The 22776-nt window shown below is 57.0% G+C and carries 16 protein-coding genes; 8 read left to right on the top strand and 8 right to left on the bottom strand.

Annotated features, from left to right (window positions below; genetic code table 11):
- Nucleotides 1–9 precede the first annotated feature (9 nt).
- Complete coding sequence (locus ACYASU_RS25340) at nt 10–498, bottom strand: Hcp family type VI secretion system effector (protein WP_463584442.1); 489 nt, start codon at nt 496–498, stop codon at nt 10–12.
- A 329-nt stretch (nt 499–827) separates the two neighbouring features.
- On the opposite strand from ACYASU_RS25340, the gene ACYASU_RS25335 reads away from it, so the two are divergent.
- Both ACYASU_RS25335 and ACYASU_RS25330 read left to right on the top strand, forming a co-directional pair.
- On the top strand, nt 828–1232 hold the full coding sequence (locus ACYASU_RS25335; RefSeq protein ID WP_463584441.1) for a lysozyme inhibitor LprI family protein: 405 nt from the start codon (nt 828–830) through the stop codon (nt 1230–1232).
- Nucleotides 1233–1279: 47 nt separating this feature from the next.
- Complete coding sequence (locus ACYASU_RS25330; protein ID WP_192173191.1) at nt 1280–1699, top strand: DUF3010 family protein; 420 nt, start codon at nt 1280–1282, stop codon at nt 1697–1699.
- 241 nt (nt 1700–1940) lie between these two features.
- Here ACYASU_RS25330 and ACYASU_RS25325 read toward each other — a convergent pair whose 3' ends face one another.
- Nucleotides 1941–2897: a GlxA family transcriptional regulator gene (locus ACYASU_RS25325; RefSeq protein WP_463584440.1), complete on the bottom strand. Its 957-nt coding sequence runs from the start codon at nt 2895–2897 to the stop codon at nt 1941–1943.
- Nucleotides 2898–3145: 248 nt separating this feature from the next.
- On the opposite strand from ACYASU_RS25325, the gene cdhC reads away from it, so the two are divergent.
- From cdhC to ACYASU_RS25310, 3 genes are all read left to right on the top strand, one after another.
- Nucleotides 3146–4033, top strand: a complete 888-nt coding sequence (gene cdhC / locus ACYASU_RS25320) for a 3-dehydrocarnitine:acetyl-CoA trimethylamine transferase CdhC (RefSeq protein WP_463584439.1) — start codon at nt 3146–3148, stop codon at nt 4031–4033.
- Nucleotides 4034–4171: 138 nt separating this feature from the next.
- The gene (locus tag ACYASU_RS25315) at nt 4172–5137 is read left to right on the top strand and encodes an L-carnitine dehydrogenase (RefSeq protein ID WP_463584438.1); all 966 of its coding nucleotides are present in this window, start codon (nt 4172–4174) and stop codon (nt 5135–5137) included.
- A gap of 222 nt (nt 5138–5359) precedes the next feature.
- A complete protein-coding gene (locus ACYASU_RS25310; RefSeq protein ID WP_463584545.1) occupies nt 5360–5830 on the top strand; it encodes a thioesterase family protein in 471 nt (156 codons plus the stop codon).
- A 79-nt stretch (nt 5831–5909) separates the two neighbouring features.
- Here ACYASU_RS25310 and fba read toward each other — a convergent pair whose 3' ends face one another.
- From fba to tkt, 6 genes are all read right to left on the bottom strand, one after another.
- On the bottom strand, nt 5910–6974 hold the full coding sequence (gene fba / locus ACYASU_RS25305) for a class II fructose-bisphosphate aldolase (protein WP_037018967.1): 1065 nt from the start codon (nt 6972–6974) through the stop codon (nt 5910–5912).
- 121 nt (nt 6975–7095) lie between these two features.
- Entirely contained in the window at nt 7096–7419 is a 324-nt protein-coding gene (locus tag ACYASU_RS25300; RefSeq protein WP_065991241.1) for an MliC family protein, read from the bottom strand.
- Between the two features lie 110 nt (nt 7420–7529).
- Nucleotides 7530–7757 (bottom strand): putative periplasmic lipoprotein, encoded by a 228-nt coding sequence (locus ACYASU_RS25295; protein ID WP_192173196.1) that lies wholly within the window; start codon nt 7755–7757, stop codon nt 7530–7532.
- A 24-nt stretch (nt 7758–7781) separates the two neighbouring features.
- On the bottom strand, nt 7782–8945 hold the full coding sequence (locus tag ACYASU_RS25290; protein WP_463584437.1) for a phosphoglycerate kinase: 1164 nt from the start codon (nt 8943–8945) through the stop codon (nt 7782–7784).
- Between the two features lie 19 nt (nt 8946–8964).
- The gene (epd, locus tag ACYASU_RS25285) at nt 8965–10011 is read right to left on the bottom strand and encodes an erythrose-4-phosphate dehydrogenase (protein ID WP_463584436.1); all 1047 of its coding nucleotides are present in this window, start codon (nt 10009–10011) and stop codon (nt 8965–8967) included.
- A 123-nt stretch (nt 10012–10134) separates the two neighbouring features.
- Entirely contained in the window at nt 10135–12132 is a 1998-nt protein-coding gene (gene tkt / locus ACYASU_RS25280; RefSeq protein ID WP_463584435.1) for a transketolase, read from the bottom strand.
- A gap of 258 nt (nt 12133–12390) precedes the next feature.
- Between tkt and ACYASU_RS25275 the strand changes: the two genes are divergently transcribed.
- The 3 genes from ACYASU_RS25275 to ACYASU_RS25265 all read left to right on the top strand — a co-directional run bounded on the left by ACYASU_RS25275 (nt 12391) and on the right by ACYASU_RS25265 (nt 22730).
- The gene (locus ACYASU_RS25275; RefSeq protein WP_463584434.1) at nt 12391–13389 is read left to right on the top strand and encodes an ArsR/SmtB family transcription factor; all 999 of its coding nucleotides are present in this window, start codon (nt 12391–12393) and stop codon (nt 13387–13389) included.
- 17 nt (nt 13390–13406) lie between these two features.
- On the top strand, nt 13407–14597 hold the full coding sequence (metK, locus tag ACYASU_RS25270) for a methionine adenosyltransferase (protein WP_065991235.1): 1191 nt from the start codon (nt 13407–13409) through the stop codon (nt 14595–14597).
- Nucleotides 14598–14918: 321 nt separating this feature from the next.
- Nucleotides 14919–22730 (top strand): Tc toxin subunit A-related protein, encoded by a 7812-nt coding sequence (locus ACYASU_RS25265; RefSeq protein WP_463584433.1) that lies wholly within the window; start codon nt 14919–14921, stop codon nt 22728–22730.
- The last annotated feature ends 46 nt before the right edge of the window (nt 22731–22776 follow it).

Here is a 22776-nt window from a genome sequence, read left to right as displayed (position 1 = left end):
AGACGACCCTCACGCGTAAATCGTGTTTTTGATACGGTCCCAGCCACCCGTCACGTTGCCGCCCCCACCACCATCGCTACGACGCTGCTGAACGTAGTTGGTTTTGATACGTCCGTAATCGAGCTGCACCACTTCGCGGGGCACGCCGTCGGTGGAACTGTGGCTGTAGTCAGAAATGATCACTTCCTCTAGCACGATCTCAAAGTACTTGAGCTTTTCGCCGCCAGCGCGGTGCACCGCGATGGTTACTTTTTTGAAATGCTGGCCTGCGCAGCTCGCTTGCATCAGTTTGGCGCTTGCCGAATCAAGGAACTTGGAAAAGTTGAATGTGGTGACAGTGGTCCGGCCCGACGAGGCGCCACCCGCCGAGGTTGCGGTCGCCGATGCGCTCTGATGGGTACCGAAGTTATAGCCGAGGATTTCGATCCAGTTCTTGTGCTGGTCGTCGAGGCTCTCACCCGGGATGCCGTCGAATTGGATAAATGCGTCAAGCGCCATGAGTTCTCTCCCTGAGTTGCTTGGTTATTTGCGAGTGCCGGTTAACGGCGCGGATTGGATCCTACCCAAAGAAACTCGCTACAAAAACCCTGATGGAAAATTTCAGACTTTTCCGTAGGACGGTTCTTTTACCCAGTGGAGATTCGACAAAACTCCCTTCTTGACGTATCAAAAGGCCAAGCATCGCGAGATAAAACGACTGGAAAAGTGTCGAAACCGTCAACAAGCGACGCCGGCTCACGGCGTCCGGACGGTCACCGCATTTGACACCTGTTCATTGCCTCGCGCTTGGGCGAGAATCCAATCCATCTCTGACTCGGAAAGCCCTAATGAAAACCATGTTTCTGGCTCTGGCTCTATTCGCGACAGGCGCACACGCAGCAGCCACTCCGGCCGCCGACCCCTGTGAGGGCCTTGAAGAAGATCAGCAGACGCTTGAGTGCTCGGTATACACCCGCGATACGGCGGAGAAGTTGCTGATCGAGAATGTGCAGAACGTGCTTGAGCGCGTGCAGACGCAGTTCGGGGCGAATAAGGCCCAGGCCGAGGAATTCGCCACCAAACTCAAGGCCGCTCAGGAAGCCTGGAAAAAACTGCGTGACGCGGACTGCGCAGTGGAAGTGTTTCCCGCCAAACCGGGTACCAAGGAATTCAATATCGATCAGAACGATTGCCTGACCCGCGCCAGTGACGAACGATCGGAGTATCTGGACACCGTCGCGCAGTCTGAGTGATCCCGAATGCGCTACCCTGACGCCCTTCCCGAGCTCAAGGTAGGCACATGAACATCTGCGGCGTAGAAATCAAAGGCAGCGAGGCCATCTTCGCTGTCGCCACTCGCGCATCTGGCGCGCTCGAACACATCCCACTGCCGACCAAAAAGATCGCACTCGAAGACGACGATGAAGCCGTCAACGTGAAAGCGTTCGCCCGCCAGATCGAGGCGTTCGTGCGTGATAACGGCATTGGTCATATCGCGATCAAAAAGCGCAGCAAGAAAGGCGAGTTCGCCGGCGGCCCGACGACGTTCAAGATCGAGACTATCTTTCAGCTGCTGGAAGACTGCGACGTCATCCTGCTGTCGCCCCAGACCATTAATGCTCAGATGAAGAAGCACAGCTTTGAACTGCCCGCAGCACTGAACAAGTATCAGCACGAGGCGTACAAAGCGGCGTGTTCGGCGTTGATGAAGACCAAGTAGAAAGGTCTGCACCCGATCGCTTGCTCAGTGGTGGGCCGGGGTTAAATCCGACTGTAGGACCGGCTTTAGCCGGGAAGGCGTCAGGCGCCACCACCTTAAACTGAGGGTGCTCAACCGGGCCTATTCCCGGCTGAAGCCGGTCCTACTGAACGAGCCGGAGCCTGAAGAAGAAGACGAAAGCCGCCCGCCGGGTCATTTATACCGAATTATAGTCGCGACTATAATTCACCATAATTGAGCATCAAACAGCCTTCACCTCGCGCGTGCGCCCTCGATCCTCCCTCGGGCACACCACAAATCTCGCCCTGTAGCTGCGGGTGAAATACGACGGCGATTCAAACCCGCAGGCGATGCTGACTTCCAACACGGTCATATCGCTCTGGCGCAGCAGTTGCCTGGCTTTTTCCAGCCGCAGGCCGAGGTAGAAGTTGCTCGGCGTGTCGTTCATGTGCAGGCGGAACAGCCGCTCCAGCTGTCGCCGCGTCACCTGAATCCCCTCGGCCAGTTCCAGCGTGCTCAGCGGCGGTTCGGTGTGCTGCTCCATCACGCCGATCACCTGAACCAGTTTCTTGTTGTTGATGCCGTAGCGCGTGGCGATCTGCATGCGCTGGTGGTCTTTGCGCTGGCGTATGCGCCCAAGGACGAACTGCTCGGAGACCTTGATCGCCATGTCCGGGCCATGCGCCTGCCCGATCAGGTCGAGCATCATGTCGATGGAGGCCGTGCCGCCGGCCGACGTAATGCGGCGCCGGTCGATCTCGAACAATTCCTGTGTTGCTTGCAGCCGGGGGTAGGTTTCCTTGAAGGCGTCCAGGGCTTCCCAGTGCAGGGTAAGGCGATAGCCCTCCAACAAACCGGCTTGGGCGAGCACGAAACTGCCGGTGTCGATCGCCCCTAGAACCACGCCTTCCAGGTCCAGCCGACGCAGCCAGTGTTCCAGCGCGCCGGTGTAAAACTTCAGCGGATCGACGCTGCCCATCACCCACAGCGTCGCGCCTTTTTTCAGTGGTTCAAGCGCAGCATCGGCGTTCACCGACATGCCGTTGCTGGCAATCACAGGGCCGCCGTCGGCGCTCAAGATGTGCCAGCGAAACAGCTCGCCACCGAAGCGATTGGCGACGCGCAACGGCTCCAGCGCCGAGACGAAGCCCATCATCGAAAAGCCGGGCATGAGCAGAAAGTAGAAATCCTGGGACATCGTTGGCGCGTTCCTTAGGATCGAAGCATATGGGCGATTGGGTCGAAAAGTGATCAGACACGATCGCGTTTCTTGAGCCCGATCATCAAATACACCTCTTGCCGAGGGGCAGCAACAGCACAGGTCGCTGCTGTGCAAGACCGTGTCGCCGCTGTGCGTTTTGAGGGGTTCGCCGCTGCGTAGCTTTGCACCTCAAAAGCGGAATGCAAATGTCCGCGTCACTGCCTGGCCTGCAAGGAACCCCAACCATGAACCACGACGTCATCATCACCTGCGCACTGACCGGTGCTGGCGACACGACCGGAAAAAGCCACTTGGTCCCGATCACGCCCAAGCAGATTGCCGCCGCCGCAGTCGAGGCCGCCAAGGCTGGTGCGACGGTCGTGCACTGTCATGTGCGCGATCCCGAGACTGGCAAGTTCAGCCGTGACGCCGAGCTGTACCGCGAAACCATGGACCGCATCCGTGAAGCCGACATCGACATCATCGTCAACCTGACTGCGGGCATGGGCGGCGATCTGGAAATCGGCCCGGGCGAACGTCCGACCGACTTTGGTCCCGGTACCGATCTGGTCGGTCCGCTGACCCGGCTGGCGCATGTCGAAGCGCTGCTGCCGGAAATCTGCACGCTGGATTGCGGCACCCTCAACTTCGGCGATGGCGACACCATTTACGTGTCCACGCCCGCGCAACTGCGGGCCGGGGCCAAGCGTATTCAAGAGCTGGGGGTAAAAGCGGAGCTGGAGATTTTTGACACCGGCCACCTGTGGTTTGCCAAGCAGATGATGAAAGAAGGCTTGCTCGACAACCCGCTGTTTCAGCTATGCCTGGGTATTCCGTGGGGCGCGCCGGCGGACACCACCACGATGAAAGCCATGGTCGACAACTTGCCTGCCGATGCAGTCTGGGCCGCCTTTGGTATCGGCCGCATGCAAATGCCGATGGCTGCGCAGGCGGTATTGCTCGGCGGCAACGTGCGGGTCGGTCTGGAGGACAACATCTGGCTCGATAAAGGTGTGCTCGCCAGCAACGGCGCACTGGTCGAGCGGGCCAGCGAGATTCTGAGCCGCCTGGGCGCCCGGGTTCTGACCCCGGCCGAGGGCCGCGTGAAGATGGGGCTGAAAAAGCGGTTTTGATCTCCACATAAATCCTACCGTGCAGGAGTGAGCTTGCTCGCGATGACGGTGGGTCAGTCACACATGCCGCACAGATGAATAGCTATCGCGAGCAAGCTCACTCCCACAAGGGCTTCGACACTTTTTTGAGTAACCGACATGACCTTCATTACCACCATCAAAACCTTCGCGGCCTTGGGCAGCGGTGTCATTGGCAGCGGCTGGGTGGCGCGCGCGCTGGCTCACGGCCTGGATGTCATGGCTTGGGACCCGGCGCCGGGAGCGGAAGCCGCGCTGCGCAAACGCGTCGCCAACGCGTGGCCGGCCCTTGAACAAAAAGGCCTAGCTTCGGGCGCCTCCCAAGAACGTCTGCGCTTCGTCGACACCATCGAAGAGTGCGTTCGCGACGCCGACTTCATTCAGGAAAGCGCCCCGGAGCGTCTTGACCTCAAGCTGGATCTGCACAGCAAGATCAGCGCGGCGGCCAAGCCTGACGCGATCATTGGTTCCAGCACTTCCGGCCTGCTGCCATCGGAGTTTTACGAGAGCGCCACCCACCCGGAACGCTGCGTGGTGGGTCATCCGTTCAACCCGGTTTATCTGCTGCCACTGGTGGAAGTGGTCGGCGGCAAAAACACTGCGCCTGAAGCGGTGCAGGCGGCGATTCAGGTCTATCAATCACTGGGGATGCGCCCGCTCCATGTGCGCAAAGAAGTCCCCGGCTTCATTGCGGATCGCTTGCTGGAAGCGTTATGGCGTGAGGCGCTGCATCTGGTCAACGATGGCGTGGCGACCACAGGCGAAATCGATGACGCCATCCGTTTCGGCGCCGGCCTGCGCTGGTCGTTCATGGGCACTTTTCTGACGTACACCCTGGCCGGCGGCGATGCAGGCATGCGTCACTTCATGGCGCAATTCGGCCCGGCGCTGCAGTTGCCGTGGACCTATCTCCCGGCGCCCGAGCTGACCGACAAGCTGATCGATGACGTGGTTGATGGCACCTCGGATCAGCTCGGTAGCCACAGCATTGCGGCGCTGGAGCGGTATCGCGATGACTGCCTGCTGGCGGTGCTTGAAGCGGTGAAAACCACCAAGGCCAAACATGGAATGGCGTTTGAGGATTGATACGCCAGCGCCCTATCGTCTGAACTGGGGCCCTCGCGAGCAAGCTCGCTTCTACAGGGGATCGGGAAATACTGTTCTGATGTGCACCCGAAATTTCGCGGTGGCGCTTGCCGTCTTCCCGGCTAAAGCCGGTCCTGGATGGGTTCACGCAAGACCTGTGGGAGTGACCTTGCTCACGAACAGGCCCGTTCAGCTCACCAAGATTTCAGCCATGGGAATCCTATGCCAGCGCTCATTACCTTCAAAACCCCGGTCCTCGCCGATTGGGTCGACTACAACGGTCACCTCCGCGATGCCTTTTATTTGCTGATTTTCAGCTTCGCCACAGACGCCTTCATGGACCGAATCGGCCTCGCAAGTGACGATCGGGATGCGAGCGGCCACTCGCTGTTTACGCTCGAAGCGCACATCAACTTCCTGCACGAAGTGAAGCTCGGGGAAGTGGTGGAAGTGCGTACGCAAATCATCGGACACGACCGCAAGCGGGTGCAGCTTTATCACGGGCTTTACAAAGCAGAAGGGGATGTCGAGTTGGCAGCGAGCGAGCAGATGCTGCTGCATGTGGATCTGGCCGCCGGGCCGAAGTCGGCGCCGTTCAGCGAAGTGTCGCTGCAGGCATTGCGCGTGCTGAGCGAAGCCCAGCATGACCAGCCTGGGCCAACGTATGTTGGGCGAGTGATTGGACTGCCGTAACAACGTTCGCGGATCATAGCCACAAAAAAGCCCGCATCGCTGCGGGCTTCTTCATTCTTGCAAATTGATCAGAAAACGATCAGTTCACTTTGGCGTTCAGCTCGCCCTTGGCATAACGCTCGAACATCTTCTCCAGAGAGATCGGCTTGATCTTGGAGGCGTTGCCGGCGGTGCCGAATGCTTCGTAACGGGCAATGCACACGTCGCGCATGGCCGATACAGTTTTTGCCAGGTACTTGCGTGGGTCGAACTCGCTCGGGTTTTTCGCCATGAACTCGCGGATGGCACCGGTGGACGCCAGACGCAGGTCGGTGTCGATGTTGACCTTGCGCACGCCGTGCTTGATGCCTTCAACGATTTCTTCGACCGGCACGCCGTAGGTTTCTTTGATGTCGCCGCCGAACTCGTTGATGATTTTCAACCATTCCTGTGGAACGGAAGAAGAACCGTGCATCACCAGGTGGGTGTTCGGAATGCGCTTGTGGATCTCTTTGATGCGCTCGATCGCCAGAATGTCGCCGGTAGGCGGCTTGGTGAACTTGTAAGCTCCGTGGCTGGTGCCAATGGCGATGGCCAAGGCATCGACCTGGGTTTTCTTGACGAAATCAGCTGCTTCTTCCGGATCTGTCAGCATCTGGCTGTGGTCCAGCATGCCTTCTGCGCCGACGCCGTCTTCTTCACCGGCCATACCGGTTTCCAGCGAACCCAAAACGCCCAGTTCGCCCTCAACCGAAACGCCGCAGGCGTGAGCCATGGCGACGGTTTCCTGCGTCACGCGAACGTTGTACTCGTAGTCCGCAGGGCTTTTGCCGTCTTCGCGCAGCGAGCCGTCCATCATGACCGAGCTGAAGCCCAGCTGGATGGAACGTTGGCAGATGGCCGGACTGGTGCCGTGGTCCTGGTGCATGACCACCGGGATGTGCGGGAATTCTTCGATTGCCGCCAGGATCAGGTGGCGCAGGAACGGGGCGCCAGCGTATTTGCGCGCACCGGCCGAAGCCTGAACGATCACCGGAGAATCGGTCTTGTCGGCCGCTTCCATAATGGCGCGCATTTGTTCCAGGTTATTCACGTTGAATGCAGGGACGCCGTAACCGAATTCGGCTGCGTGGTCCAACATCTGGCGCATGCTGATAAGTGCCATTGTCTGTCTCTCTCCCGGTGGGGTCGTTAATCGTGCGTGCCGTATTGGCGGCTATTCAAATTATAGGGGTCGATTGCTCAGTCATCGTCCCGGTGCAGCCTCGCTCGAACTGCTCGGCCCTTTACGGCGCCTTGCAGCCACGACCGATCAAATCGTTGGTAGCGTCCCAGTAGACCAGGCCTTCGCTCCCTTTGTTGTCGAACGCCAGCACGCCGTTACTGTAGAGCGCGCCGGAAGCTCCGGGCGACGCTTGCAGACGGAATACCTGCTCGCTCTGATTGAGGCGTACATCGACCTCTTTCTTAGCGGCATCGGCGTACTTCCAGAAAATCTCGGCTTTGCTGTCGCAGACCCAATGGGTCCAGGGGGCTGCCGGTTCCGATGCCTTCATGCTGGCGCAACCGCTCAGCAGCATCAGTGTCGCAAGGGCTAACAAGCCTTTCATTACTACTCCTGAATCGCCTGCATCGCGCGACGGATGTCGATCATGGCAGGGGCAATGCTGTTCCTGTATTCCGGCGCACCGTCAGCTGAGAATCAGTGGTCGACTGAAAATCAGTGACAGGGGACTGGTCCCATGGCAGGCATGAATTCGTATTTTTCCCAGACCTCAGGCCCGCCACGCTTGTAAACGATCGGTACGGTTTCCGCCTGCCAGCCCGCCTGATAGCAGCTGACCTGAAGCAATCCCGGTGCCGCGCTGGACGCCGTCTCCGCTTCAGGCTTGCTTGCGCAGCCGACCAGCAAACCCGCCATGATCAACAGCGGTAATGGCTTGACCATTTCACTCCCCTTCACCTTGGCCGGTCAGGCCTTGGCGCGTTGTTCCAGAACTTCCACAGCAGGCAGAACCTTGCCCTCGACGAACTCGAGGAACGCACCGCCGCCTGTAGAGATATAGGAGATTTTGTCGCCTACACCGTATTTGTCGATGGCGGCCAACGTATCGCCGCCGCCTGCGATCGAGAAAGCAGAACTCTCAGCGATTGCGTGAGCCAGTGTCTTGGTGCCTTCGCCGAACTGATCGAACTCAAATACGCCGACCGGGCCGTTCCAGAGAATAGTCTTGGAAGATTTCAGCAGTTCGGCGAAGTGCGCAGCTGTTTGAGGACCGATGTCGAGGATCATGTCGTCCTCGGCCACATCGGCGATCAGCTTGACGGTCGCTTCCGCATCGGCGGCGAATTGCTTGGCAACCACCACGTCCACCGGCAAAGGCACGCTGACCTTGGCGGCGATGGCTTTAGCGGTCTCAAGCAGGTCAGGCTCGTACAAGGATTTGCCAACCGGATGACCTGCCGCTGCCAGGAAAGTATTGGCGATGCCACCGCCGACGATCAGCTGATTGCACTTCTGGCTCAGGCTGTTGAGCACGTCCAGTTTGGTGGAGACCTTGGAGCCGGCCACGATGGCCGCCATTGGTTGGGCCGGATTGCCGAGGGCCTTGCCCAGCGCGTCCAGTTCGGCTGCCAGCAAAGGACCGGCCGCAGCGATTTTGGCGAACTTGGCCACGCCGTGGGTCGAGCCTTCCGCACGGTGGGCGGTGCCGAAGGCGTCCATCACGAACACATCACACAAAGCGGCGTACTTCTGCGCCAGCTCGTCAGCGTTCTTCTTTTCACCCTTGTTGAAGCGCACGTTCTCGAACAGCACGATATCGCCCGCCTTCACGTCGACACCGTCCAGGTATTCCGCGACCAGCGGCACTTCACGACCGAGCGCCTTGCTCAGGTAGTCAGCAACCGGCTTGAGGCTGTTCTCGGCGGAAAACTCACCCTCGGTGGGGCGACCCAGGTGCGAGCAGACCATGACGGCTGCGCCTTTCTCCAGCGCCAGCTTGATGGTGGGCAGCGACGCGAGAATGCGGGCATCGCTGGTCACCACGCCGTCTTTGACCGGAACGTTGAGGTCTTCGCGGATCAGTACACGCTTACCTTGCAGATCGAGGTCGGTCATCTTCAACACGGTCATGAGGCATTCCCTGTTTTTACTATTGTTTATGAATGGTGTGCAGGTAGTGATCGGCGACATCCAGCATGCGATTGGCAAAACCCCACTCGTTGTCGAACCAGGCCAGGATGTTCACCAGCCTTGGGCCCGAGACCCGCGTCTGGCTGGCATCGATGATGGCCGAGTGCGGGTCGTGGTTGAAATCGCAACTGGCATGCGGCAATTCGGTATACGCCAGCAGTCCCTTCAGCGGGCCGCGGGTGGCGGCCTCGCGCAGGATGCGGTTGATCTCGACGGCATCGGTATCACGGGCGACCTGCAGCGTGATGTCTAGGCACGAGACGTTCACCGTCGGCACACGAACTGCTTTGGCCTGAATTCGGCCGGCAAGTTCCGGAAGCAGCCGCTCGATGCCGCGCGCCAGACCAGTGGACACCGGGATGATCGACTGAAAAGCCGAACGCGTGCGGCGCAGATCTTCATGATGATAGGCGTCGATCACCGGCTGATCGTTCATCGCCGAGTGAATCGTGGTGATGGTCACGTATTCGAGACCCAGTGCGCGATTCAGCAGGTCGAGCAATGGCACGCTGCAATTGGTGGTGCACGACGCGGCAGACACCAGCCGCTCATCGCCCGTCAGGGCTTCCTGATTGATGCCGTAGACGATGGTGGCGTCAACGTCGGCTTCACTGGCCATGGGCTGGGAGAACAACACCCGTGGCGCACGCGCTGAAAGAAAGCGCTCGCCGTCAGCACGGGTGTTGTGGACGCCGGAGCATTCGAGCACCAGATCCACGTCGAGGGAGCCCCAGTCGATGCCTTCCGGCGTCGCGCTGCGAAACACTTTGATGACGTGATCGTTGATGTGCAGAAAATCGCCTTCGACCCGCACTTCGCCGGGAAACCGGCCGTGTGTGGAGTCAAAGCGCGTGAGGTATTCGAGACTGGCCATGTCGGCCAGGTCATTGATTGCCACCACTTCAAAGCCCGCCTTCGCACCTCGCTCGCACAGCGCGCGCAGCACGCAGCGGCCGATACGACCGTAACCATTGAGGGCGACTTTATAAGGGCGTGGCTGGGGCATGGGGTTCTCAACATCTTGAGTGGTACAGAGAACCTGCAGGCGCGCGGCTCTCCCGCGACCTGCCAGTTACAGGCAGCAGATCGCAGAACAAGCCACGCGCCTACAAGGGCAACGCGATGGTGCTTAGTCTTCCAGCAGCTCTTCAGCCGTGGACAGAACGTTCTCCAGCGTGAAGCCGAACTCTTCGAACAGCAGGTTGGCAGGTGCCGACTCCCCGAAGGTGGTCATGCCGATGACGCGACCTTCCAGGCCCACGTATTTGTACCAGTAGTCGGCGTGAGCAGCTTCGATGGCGATACGCGCGCTGACTTCCAGCGGCAGAACCGACTGCTTGTACTCGGCGCTCTGAGCTTCGAAAACGCTGGTGCATGGCATGGAAACCACACGCACGTTCTTGCCGTCTGCGGTGAGCTTGTCGAATGCCTGAACAGCCAGGCCGACTTCGGAACCGGTGGCGATCAGGATCAGATCAGGCTCGCCACTGCAGTCGCGCAGCACGTAGCCACCGCGGTTAATGTTTTCCAGCTGCTCGGCATCACGCGCCTGATGTTGCAGGTTCTGACGGGAGAAGATCAGCGCAGACGGGCCGTCATCACGTTCGATGGCGTGTTTCCAGGCGATGGCGGATTCCACGGCATCAGCCGGGCGCCAGCAGTCCAGGTTCGGCGTGGTGCGCAAGCTGGTCAGCTGCTCGATCGGCTGGTGAGTCGGGCCGTCTTCGCCCAGACCGATGGAGTCGTGGGTGAACACATAGATGATGCGTTTCTTCATCAACGAAGACATGCGCACGGCGTTGCGGGCGTATTCCATGAAGATCAGGAAGGTCGCGCCGTACGGCACGAAGCCGCCGTGCAGGGCGATACCGTTCATGATGGCGCCCATGCCGAACTCACGAACACCATAGTGCAGGTAGTTGCCGGTGGCGTCTTCGCCGGTGATGCTGCGGCAACCTTTCCAGATGGTCAGGTTGGAACCTGCTAGGTCAGCCGAGCCGCCGAGGAACTCAGGCAGCAGCGGACCGAAGGCGCTCAACGCGTTCTGGCTGGCCTTACGGCTGGCGATGGTTTCGCCCTTGGCGTTGACTTCAGCGACGTACGCGGCGGATTTCTCGGCGAAGTCAGCAGGCAATTCACCGCTCATGCGGCGGATCAGCTCGTTGGCTTCGGTCGGGAAGGCAGCGGAATAGGCAGCAAAACGCTGATCCCATTCGGCCTCGGCGGCCAGGCCTTTTTCCTTGGCGTTCCACTCGCTGTAGATGTCGGCCGGAATTTCGAACGGGCCATGGGTCCACTTCAGCGCAGCGCGGGTCAGGGCGATTTCGTCAGTGCCCAGCGGAGCGCCGTGGCAGTCTTCCTTGCCCTGCTTGTTCGGCGAACCGAAACCGATGGTGGTCTTGCAGCAGATCAGTGTCGGCTTGTCGCTCTTGTGAGCGGTGTCGATGGCGGTTTTGATTTCGTCGGCGTCGTGGCCGTCGACATTACGGATGACCAGCCAGCCGTAGGATTCGAAGCGCTTCGGGGTGTCGTCGGTGAACCAGCCTTCGACTTCGCCGTCGATGGAAATGCCGTTGTCGTCGTAGAACGCGACCAGCTTGTTCAGGCGCAGCGTACCGGCCAGGGAAGCGACTTCGTGGGAGATGCCTTCCATCATGCAGCCATCACCCATGAACACGTAGGTGTGGTGGTTGACGATGTTATGGCCTGGACGGTTGAACTGGGCAGCCAGCGTTTTCTCGGCAACCGCAAAACCGACGGCGTTGGCGAAACCCTGACCCAGTGGGCCGGTGGTGGTTTCAACGCCCGGGGTGTAGCCGTATTCCGGGTGGCCCGGCGTGCGGCTGTGCAGCTGACGGAAGTTTTTCAGGTCGTCGATGGACAGGTCGTAGCCGGTCAGGTGCAGCAGCGAGTAGATCAGCATCGAGCCGTGACCGTTGGACAGAATGAACCGGTCGCGGTCAGCAAACATGGGATTGGCTGGGTTGTGCTTCAGATAATCGCGCCAAAGCACTTCAGCGATATCCGCCATGCCCATCGGGGCACCCGGGTGGCCGCTATTGGCCTTTTGCACGGCATCCATGCTGAGGGCACGAATGGCATTGGCTCGCTCACGACGGCTTGGCATCGCTGATCTCCTGGGGCAGATAAAAGTGGGACCGGAAAAAGGCGGCCATTTTCCCTCAGGCACCCTCCGGGGGCAATGACAGATCACACACCATCGGTGTTTTCCTCTGCCGCTGACGTGTTTTCGTACACCGCACCCAACAGGCGACGGCAAACGGCAGAATCACGGCGCCGGGGTGCCGCCACTGATCGAGCAATATCAAAACTTTTTGATATTGCCCTTGCGACAGCCCCGGTCGATAACTAGACTGCCTGCCTTATGAATCTTCGCGTGCCTGCCATTAGCCATGATGAATGCGACGAGCTGGCTGCCCTGTGCAAAGCCGGCGGCGATCCGCTGCGGCTGAATGTCTTGCGCGCACTGTCGAACGATTCCTTCGGCGTACTGGAGCTGGCGCAGATTTTTGCGATCGGTCAGTCCGGCATGAGCCACCACCTCAAGGTCCTTGCTCAGGCAGACCTGGTGGCGACGCGGCGTGAAGGCAACGCGATCTTCTATCGACGCGCCCTGCCCCACACCGAACACACCGGCGGCAAGCTGCACGCAGCGCTGCTTGAAGAAGCCGATAATCTGCGCCTGCCCGATGATGTACAGACCCGGATCGGGCTGGTGCATCGCCAGCGGGCCAATGCCAGTCAGGATTTCTTCGCACGCACTGCCGAGAAATTTCGGGCCCAGCAGGACCTGATCGCAGGACTGCCGCAGTACCGCGACAGCCTGCTGTCGTTGCTGGACAAGCTGAGCTTCCCCGCCGATGCCACGGCGATAGAGGTGGGGCCGGGCGATGGCGGTTTTCTGCCGGATTTGGCGCGGCGTTTTCGACATGTGACGGGCTTGGACAACAGCCCGGAAATGCTCGATCTGGCGCGCAAGATCTGCACGCAGAAGTCGCTGGTTAACGTCGAGCTGAAACTGGCCGATGCACTGACCAACGCTAATATCTCCGGCAACTGCGTGGTCTTGAACATGGTGCTGCACCATTTCGCCGCGCCCGCCGAAGCGCTCAAACATTTGGCCAACCTGTTGCAACCGGGCGGTAGCCTGCTGGTGACAGAGTTGTGCAGTCATGACCAGAGCTGGGCCAAGGAGGCCTGTGGCGATCTCTGGTTAGGCTTCGAACAGGAAGATCTGGCCCGTTGGGCCATCGCTGCGGGGCTGGTCCCCGGGGAAAGCCTGTACATAGGCTTACGTAATGGTTTCCAGATCCAGGTCCGCCATTTTCAGCGACCGGCTGGCAACACTCACCATCGGTACTAATCAGGAAAACCGTCGAGATGAGCGAATACTCCCTTTTCACCTCCGAGTCCGTGTCTGAAGGACATCCGGACAAAATCGCCGACCAGATCTCCGATGCGGTGCTGGACGCCATCATTGCCCAGGACAAGCAGGCGCGCGTCGCCGTGGAAACCCTGGTCAAGACCGGTGTGGCCATTGTTGCCGGCGAAGTCACCACGACCGCGTGGGTCGACCTGGAGCAGATCGTTCGTGACGTGATCTGCGAGATCGGCTACACCAGCTCCAACGTCGGTTTTGACGGTGCGACCTGCAGCGTGATGAACATCATCGGCAAGCAGTCTCCTGACATCAATCAGGGCGTCGACCGTGCAAAACCTGAAGATCAGGGCGCTGGCGACCAGGGCCTGATGTTCGGCTACGCCAGCAACGAAACCGCCGAGCTGATGCCTGCGCCGATCGCGTTCTCGCACCAGCTGGTACACCGCCAGGCCGAAGCCCGTAAATCCGGCCTGCTGCCGTGGTTGCGCCCGGACGCGAAATCCCAGGTCACGTGCCGCTATGAAAACGGCATCGTGGTGGGCATCGACGCCGTTGTGCTGTCGACCCAGCACAACCCGGAAGTGTCGTACAAAGATCTGCGCGAAGGCGTGATGGAGCTGATCGTCAAGCACGTGCTGCCTGCCGAGCTGCTGCACAAGGACACTCAGTTCCACATCAACCCGACGGGCCAGTTCATCATCGGCGGCCCGGTGGGTGACTGCGGTCTGACCGGTCGCAAGATCATCGTCGACAGCTACGGCGGCATGGCCCGTCACGGCGGCGGCGCGTTCTCCGGTAAAGATCCATCGAAGGTTGACCGTTCGGCAGCGTACGCTGGTCGTTACGTTGCCAAGAACATCGTTGCCGCCGGCCTGGCCGAGCGCTGCGAGATTCAGGTGTCCTACGCCATTGGCGTTGCACAGCCTACGTCGATCTCGCTGAACACCTTCGGTACCGGCAAGATCAGCGACGACAAGATCGTCCAGCTGGTCCGCGAGCACTTCGACCTGCGTCCGTACGCGATCACCACCATGCTCGACCTGCTGCACCCGATGTACCAGGAAACCGCTGCCTACGGCCACTTCGGCCGCACGCCGCAAACCAAGACCGTGGGCGACGACACGTTCACCACGTTCACTTGGGAAAAAACCGACCGCGCAGACGCGTTGCGCGCTGCTGCCGGTTTGTAATATCCGCCAGGTGCATTGCGCTTAGCGGCACCTGGTAAGAGAAAAGCCCCTGGCGATGCGAGTCGTCAGGGGCTTTTTGCTTATTGGTCGGTTAATTCGATTCAAACGGATAACTGGCCAAAGAATTTACAGGTATCGGCCTAAACCAATTGGCTATTAGTGTTATCGCGACGGGTGATAACGACTTTCAACCCTTTGATTCGCTTATCATTTCATTCAAATACATCTCATCTGCAATTTCGGCCGATCCCTGAACTTGTCTCTACGCTGGATTAGTAACTGCGAATCTCGCAACTCATCCAGCGTAGAAGGAATCCGATCATGGACGACACCACCACATCTGCCACCTATGCCAAGCTGTTTCCCGAACAAGTCGCTGATAAATGCGCATCTGACGCTCTGGAGGCCAACATATCGCCTTTGGCCTATCTTCACGCCCTCTATCAGCAAGCGCTGAATCTAGAGGCAATCGGTGATACCGCTAGCCAGATCAAGCTAGCCGACCGACGCCCGGATATCGAAGAGCAGGTTCTTGATCAAAGCAGCCTTGAAAATCAGCTCCCAGCCCTAACGCTTGCGATTGATGCGATGGAACGAAAAGCCAAGTCGCATGCAGGGCAAAATAAAGACCTGGCTGAAGAAATCGCGAAGGCGCAATACCCCGCCCAGTTGCCGTTCCACCTACCTCTGGAACAGATCAAGTCAGTGTTGAAGCAGAAAAAAACGTCACTGTTCGATCTGCTCCAACGCAGCCATTACAGTTATCCGAACTTCACCTCTGAGAATTTGCGCACCGACGAACTCAGGGAAGTAATGCTGAACGCAGCTGGCTTTAGTCCCGCGCTGCGCTCCATGTTACTTGATTACAGGGCCACGACGAGCAGCGACTATCTGCAAACACTCTATGGCGTCACCGACGATGCAACCAAGATTCTTGATCAACTGCCCAATGTCGACTTCCTGTCCAGACAAACTGGCCTAACACCGGAAAGCATTCTGGAGTTGTTAGCCGTTTCAGGCGTTCCTGACGACGGCACCGAAGCCATCACAGCAGTAAAACAATCCAAAGCCTACGCTGCTGCGGCGGAAAAGGATGCGGCACCGATCGCTGGCCATCTTTACGGTGCGGTGTTCATCAATAATGCCACCGCGCCAGCGCTGTCTCTGAAAGATATCTTCAAAGGGCCAGGGATCAATCTCAGAATCAAAGGTGCCAGTGCGGAGCACTTCAGCCGTATTCACAAAATGATCCACCTACAACATGTGCTGCAAATACCGTTTGCCGAAGTCGATCTTCTGGTGATGGCAGCCTTGCGCGCGGAAGGTCAGACCGAGGATTTCCACTTGACCCAAAATACGCTCAGAGCACTGGGCGTTTTCTGTTACATGCGTGATGAATACAGGGTGACCGCCGAACAGTTCGCAGCGCTCATCAATGGATTAACGCCCTACGCTGTGGGCGAAGAAACACCTTTTCTGGATCGGGTTCTAGATGGTCCTGGCGCAGGACAAATGGCCGACACTTCGGATTGGCTGAAGCTCGACGGCCGCGAATTCGACATCAGTGTCACCACTCAGACCAGCGACAGCCTTTCCAAATCCCCCATCGGAATGATCTGCCGTGCTTTCGCGCTGGAAGAACGCGTGGCGAATGTTTATCTGACCCAGGTAGTTCAGGGGTTGGGGCTCAAAAAGCCGACCTTGTCGCTGCCAGTCTTCTCTTCACTCTATCGCCTGACCAGACTGCCTCGTCTTCTAAAGCTGAGCATGGGCGAAGGCACCAGCGTTATAGCCCTATTGGCTAAATCAAATCCGCGGGTGTGGACGCAACTGGCTGGTAAACCGGAGATCACTCAAGACGAGCTCTATTACGAAGATGATGGGAGCGATGAAGTTAATACCGAAGCAGGAGAATGCGACATCCTAGACGTGTTGGCCGGCGTGATAAATCTCGAAAAATGGCTGCGGCGACAACGTATATCCGCACAAGCACTATTGAGTTGGCTCACTCCGCTGCCCGCTGACATCAGCGCCGAACTCAAGCCCCTTTACAGAGTGGATGCACGTATCCAGCAAACCCTGATCGACGCGCTTCCGCGCATCGGGGCGTCTCTGTTGACCGAGACGCAAATTGCACAAGAAGTGGGTCCGGCCGTGTTGCCCGCATCGGGCTCATGGCTCAACGCTTTGTCAGCATTTCTGGATGCTCGTGGCCTGGTGAAAGCAGTAACACTGGCTCCTAAAAAGAATCTTGCCGACATGTTGGGAGATGAACTCAATGGCAAGCTGAAAAGTGCAAATGGTTTGTTGCTGCAGGTAAGCGGGGACATCGACCAGGTCAAATACAATCTGGAACGGCTGATTACCAATGCAACCATCGCGCAGGAAGACGTCGTCAAGCACATCCTCAGCAACGCCTTAGCGAAGGATGAAGACGGCCGCGGACTCACCCCGGGGCATGCACTTGCGCTATTGCGCTGGGTCGAAGAAACCCGTTTCACGCTCCTGACGGACATATTGGCGGCGCAGGGCAATGCGTCCTCAACCGCGGCGACGCTCGAAGGGCTGAATCTTCAACTGTGGGACAAGCTTGTCCGCCATGCGCAGGTGATCAAATGCCTTCAGTTAAGCCCTGCCGGATTGACCGCCCTGCTGGATCACCCAGACTGGTTCGAACTCGCTGGCGACACCGACAGTCAGGATCAATCCCCTTCGCACCCGCCTGCACTCAGCCTCGACCTTTGTTACCAAGTTGGCTGCTATCGGGCCTGGATTGATAAATGTCAGAGCAATGGTTATGCGGAAGACGACGCGCTGGATTATTTCGCCACGCTCCCCTCGAGCGACCACACGGGTGCACCGCTGCAAGCCGCCAAACAACTCGGCAAGCTTATCGGCTGGCCCGAGAGCGAGACGGCACTGGCACTACCCTTTGTCAAGGTGAGCGTCGCCAGTTTGACAAAAACGTTTGATGACTTTCTCAACTTACTGACCCCCTCGGAAATGAACTGGTATAAGTATTGCGAGAAAAACCATGCACTTAAGGGGCTGGGCGCAATAATCGACCGGTACTTGCATGGCAAGAGAACCAATACCAAGGATCCAAAAGTGGCACAAATTTACGACAAGTTTGTGCAGTTTTTGAAAGACAATCCTGGCACGTTAAAAGTGAGTAAAGATCAATACCTACCGACAACAAAGCCAACATGGACACGCATCACTGACATCACGCCTGTCGAGTCAAGATCTCAAATAAAGCTAGAGGTTTACCCTCCGGATAACTCGACCGCGGAGACTGAATATACATATATCCACTGCGTACCCAGCGTTATAAGCGACATCGATTTTATTCTTCAGCAGCAGTCGCTCTGCGAGAAAACCGGGATGTCTTGCCGCTCACTACTTGACCTGTCACTGGTCGACAGCGATGCCTCGTTCAACGATGTGAAAAACATTGCTCAGATACTAATGGGTGCTTGCAGCGATGAAGAACTGGCGGCGATCCAACCCACTCTTCGAGAACAATGGCGAGATGCGCTGGCGGCTTATTTGCTGGGCTATTGGGCAACGTCGAGTCCAGCCCTCAAGAGTTTCATAGCGAACAAGGACGACCTTTCCAGTTACTTCCTGACGGACGTCTGCGTCAGTTCAGCTGTTAATACCAGCATTGTGATGCAGTCAACAGCCAGTCTGCAGCACTACCTGTACCGACTGTTTGCGCGCCTGGACCCTGGCTATCTGACTAACATTATTCCGCAAGAGATGTCAGACTTCTGGCGGCAATACCTGAGTGAATATGGAGCCTGGAAGATATGGCGGACGCAACTTAACCACCCTGAAAACCTTATTTACTACGCTAATCGTCCCAAGAAGAGCACTGCCTTCCAGTCTCTGGAAGTTGAACTTAATCAGGGCAAGCTTGATCCTGAATTATTGCAAACAGCAATCACCGGCTATCTCACAAAGTTTGAACAGACCAGCAACCTGCAGATTGTTAGCGGTTACTTGGATGGCGTTAACCCTAAAAATGATACGTATCACTTTATCGGCAAAACCAACACGTCTCCCCCTGAATATTACTGGCGATCGGTAGACATGGGGCTGCGCGATGACAAGGAACGTTTGAGCCCTCTGGCCTGGACGGAGTGGGAAAAAATTGGCATTGCACCGAGCGGCCAAATCACCCAAAGCAGCTACCAAGAGACGGCAAGTGATAAAACGGTCCTGAAACACGCCTGTGACACGATCCGCCCGGTCATGATCGAAGGGCGCCCCTATGTATTCTGGGTCGAGCGTGGCACCGTGGGCCTGCCCAGTTCTGACGAGCAAAACCAGACCCCTACCAAGTTCAAGAAGCTTTCTGTTCAGTACATTTACAAGCAAAGTGACGGCTTTTGGTCGCCACCTAATGAGTTGATGAGCCTGGATGGAACAAAAGATGGCAAGCGGCTTGATGACATGGTGACCGACGAATCGAGCACAGAGAAAGTCAAACCAAAAATCCCGAATCCATACCTCAAAGATGACACATACGAACCTGGCCTGATTGCGCTGGTGAACGTGGAAGGCGCGCGCGCCCAAGATCCGTGGTTGACGGTAATGCTATACGATTGTGCCCACACCTCCGAAGCAGTCGCCAGCCTTGGCAATTTTGATAGCGATTACTTTATTCAGTCGCGAGACCTGTTACTTATAGATAACAAAACACTGTCCGACGAAGAACGTGGCAAGCTCGCCATTAATATCTACACATCGAATCGTGACATTAGGACAATTCAATACCTCTACGGTGTAGAGGGCATGGTTATCAGGCGCATAGATGGGAGTGATTCCACTAGCGCATCGACCCCACCCGAAACGGCTGAATATCTTGATTCTTCAACATTAGACGAGCAGAGGGTAAATAAGTATGCAGAAAATCGTCTAAAAAGTGAAACCTATTTTTCAGCCTCCCCCGCCAACACTATTAGTGCGACTATTGATAACGCTGAAGATGGGCGCTTAGCAATTCGAAGCCATTACAGGCAAAAGATCTTTAACAAAAAAGTCGCTCCAACACTATTTTCTTCTGAGCTAGCTTGGTTTGGCTTAGTAAATGGCACACCCGCATCGATCAACTATCGCGAAACTAATATTTCTCCGCTTTCTGAAACCTCACACACGTTGCCACTGGAAATAATTTCCACTGAGGCAGCCCCTCCCCAAGTGTGGTATTCCGTAATAATTGATGAAAAGGAAATCACATCGATTTCGAAAGCAGCACACAAGGGCATAAAATCCGACTTATGGAAAGTCGAATTGAAATTAGAAAAACCAGAACTCCTGCTTAATAATAGCTTCAAAATAATTTGCGCATTCCCAAGCCAAACAGTCTCATCACCCTTAAAGATAATGGTTAACCCTGACGCTTATGAAGAGGTTACTCTTGCACTCTGGATAACGCCGCACCCGCACAGCCGTAGACATGATTTATCAGAAAGCTTTGAAAGAACCACAGTTCGTGCCGATGGGAATGCAGTTTTTACCTGCCCGGCCCGTCGGAGCGATATAGGCAAGTTTTGGCTTACGCTTGGAGCATTTATCGGCCACGATATCGTTGGCGCGTATAGCTCCACCTGGTCGTTGGAGATGATGACAACCGAAAAAAAATGGAACATCCCAATCAAGCGCAACGAGCAACAGGCTCAGTATCTCGACCTGAATGCCGTTGCCGATCAACCCCCAACATTTCCTACCAACACCATTCGCCTCAACACCCTGTTCGGCAAGCAACTCGTTTCCCGTGCATCGCGGAGTGTAGAGAGGGCGTTGGAGTGGGACGCGCAGTTACTCAAAGAACCCACAATCGACCCCGCCATTCCCAACCCGTCTGTTGATTTTCACGGCGCCAATGGCATCTATTTCCGGGAGTTGTTCCTCCACCTGCCGAATCTTGTTGCAACCCGTCTGAGCGAACAACAGCAATTCGACGAAGCGGAACGCTGGTTCACCGAATATCTCTTCGACCCGTTCCGAGCTCTCCCGGACGAAAAACAACGTCCCCCTTTTTGGAACACCCGTCCACTGGCCGAAGTAGGAGCTGGCACTTCAGAGCTGCAAAAGGTGCCGAACCCAGCGACCAGAGCATTCATTCTCTCGAGGTATAACCGGCAAGCGGTGTTGCTTTTGATGGTGGAAAACTGGCAGCGCCAGGGCGACCATTTTTACCGTCAACTCACCCCGAGCGCGCTCAATCACGCCTGGTTGAGCTATCAAAAAGCGCTGAAGCTGATCGGGCCGCTGCCAGAACGCACGGCCGTGTCGCGTTGGGTCCCTGTCGCGTTGAATAAACTGCAAGACTCGGCATTTCGTGCGCCAATCAACGAGCGCATCATTCAGGTGCGAAAAACCGTTGAACATCGCCTATTTAATCTTCGTCATGGCTTGACACTTGACGGCAAGCTGCTGCCGATCATGGACTGGCGCACAGAAGGCGCAGACTCGTTCGGTTTCGCACGACGCGGAGCCGGACAGATCCCTACTACCTACAACAGTGACCGAGCGCCCATTCCTGCTTACCGCTTCAGGCAGCTGATCCCAATGGCCCGTGCGGCGGTTCAACAGTTGCAGGACATGGGACGGCACTGCATGAAGCTGATGCAAGAGGAGTCAAGCCTCTCGCTCCGCGTCTTGATGAAAGAACAAGAAATCAGGATGTCTGAATTCACCTTGCAGATAAAACAGGAAGCAGTGAATGACGAAATTACTGCGCGCACATTATTGGAGATGGGGAAGGACGCCGCTCAATTCAGGAAATCGTATTACGAGGAGCTTCTCTCAGTGGGTCGCTCTGCGCTGGAGGAAACGGCGACGGGTGTGATCTGGGGAACGGCTCTTCTCAAAACGGCCTCTATACCGCTTGAAATCTCGGCAGGCTTGACCGATGGGCTGATACCCAATATCTATGGCACCTCATTCGGGGGTGCAAGATACGGAGAGATTATCAGAGCCGCGGCAATAGGCATGGTGATCGCGGCTGACTCAGGGGATCTTGTTGCTGAACAATTGCTTACCGAGTCTGAATACGAACGCAGAGCCCAGGAATGGGAGTTTGAACTCAGGCAGGCTGAATTCGATATCAAATCCCTGGAGTTTGAGATATCCGAAGCTGACATTGAGCGCAATGCGGCCACTATCAGCCTGGACGAGGCCCGGGCGCACCGAGCGAATCTGGAAGAAATTCAAAACGCGATGACCGCAGGCTTTATCGCGCCGCCGACCTATGCCTGGCTCGTCGCACGCCAGGCGCTGCTATACGGCGCCGCCTACGATGCCGTGCTTTCGGTCTGCCTGAGCGCAGAGGCGGCATGGCGCTACGAGATTGGCGACTACAGACGGCCCGGGTTCATCAAGACCAGTGCCTGGAGCGATTCCTACAAGGGCATGCTTGCGGGAGAGTCTTTGCTGGTTGACCTGCAGGAAATGGAAAACGCCTATCTGCAATGCAACGAGCGGCGCCTGTGCATCAGGAAAACCATTGATTTAAGGCCTCCAGTAGCGAAGGACGGGAAGGACAATTGGCCTGACATTGTCAAGAACATGGCGAACAGCCCCTTTATTTTTGAATGCAAACCCAAACAATTTGATGAGAACTACCCAGGCCATTATCTGCGTCAACTCAAGCATGTTTCGATTTCGTTCGTCATGGCATCTGACGCAGGGCGCACGCTTGAAAACATCAGCGCCATCCTGACTCAAACTGACAGCACGACGCTGGTCGAACCCGCCATTGACGGAGCGGAATATTTGTATAAAAGCGCTGGCAAGGCGCCGCCCAGCATCAAGCGCAACCTGCGTGCTCAGCAACAAATTGCGCTGTCGTCCCTGGAGGCAGACGACGGTCTTGGCTTTGACAAAAGGGATCGGGTGTATGAGCTCACGTTCCACGATGGCCGGTACCTGCCATTCGAAGGGACAGGAGCGATTTCCCGCTGGCAGCTGAGTTTCCCGGATGCCAATTTCGTGAAGTCGCTGATGACCTCAGACGGGGAAACAGTACTTAAGACCATCAAAATCCACCTCGTCTACACCTCGGTGGATGGAGGCAAGGAATTGGCCACCAAAGTGAAGGAGCTCATGGAGTCCAAAGCATAGGCAAATCCTGACGTTGGAAGCCCAAGGCCCTGCATCAGCGCAACCT

The sequence above is a fragment of the Pseudomonas sp. HP_12 genome, from assembly GCF_055283955.1.
Note: the sequence above shows the minus strand (reverse complement) of the source record. Positions and strands in the feature narration are given on the sequence as shown.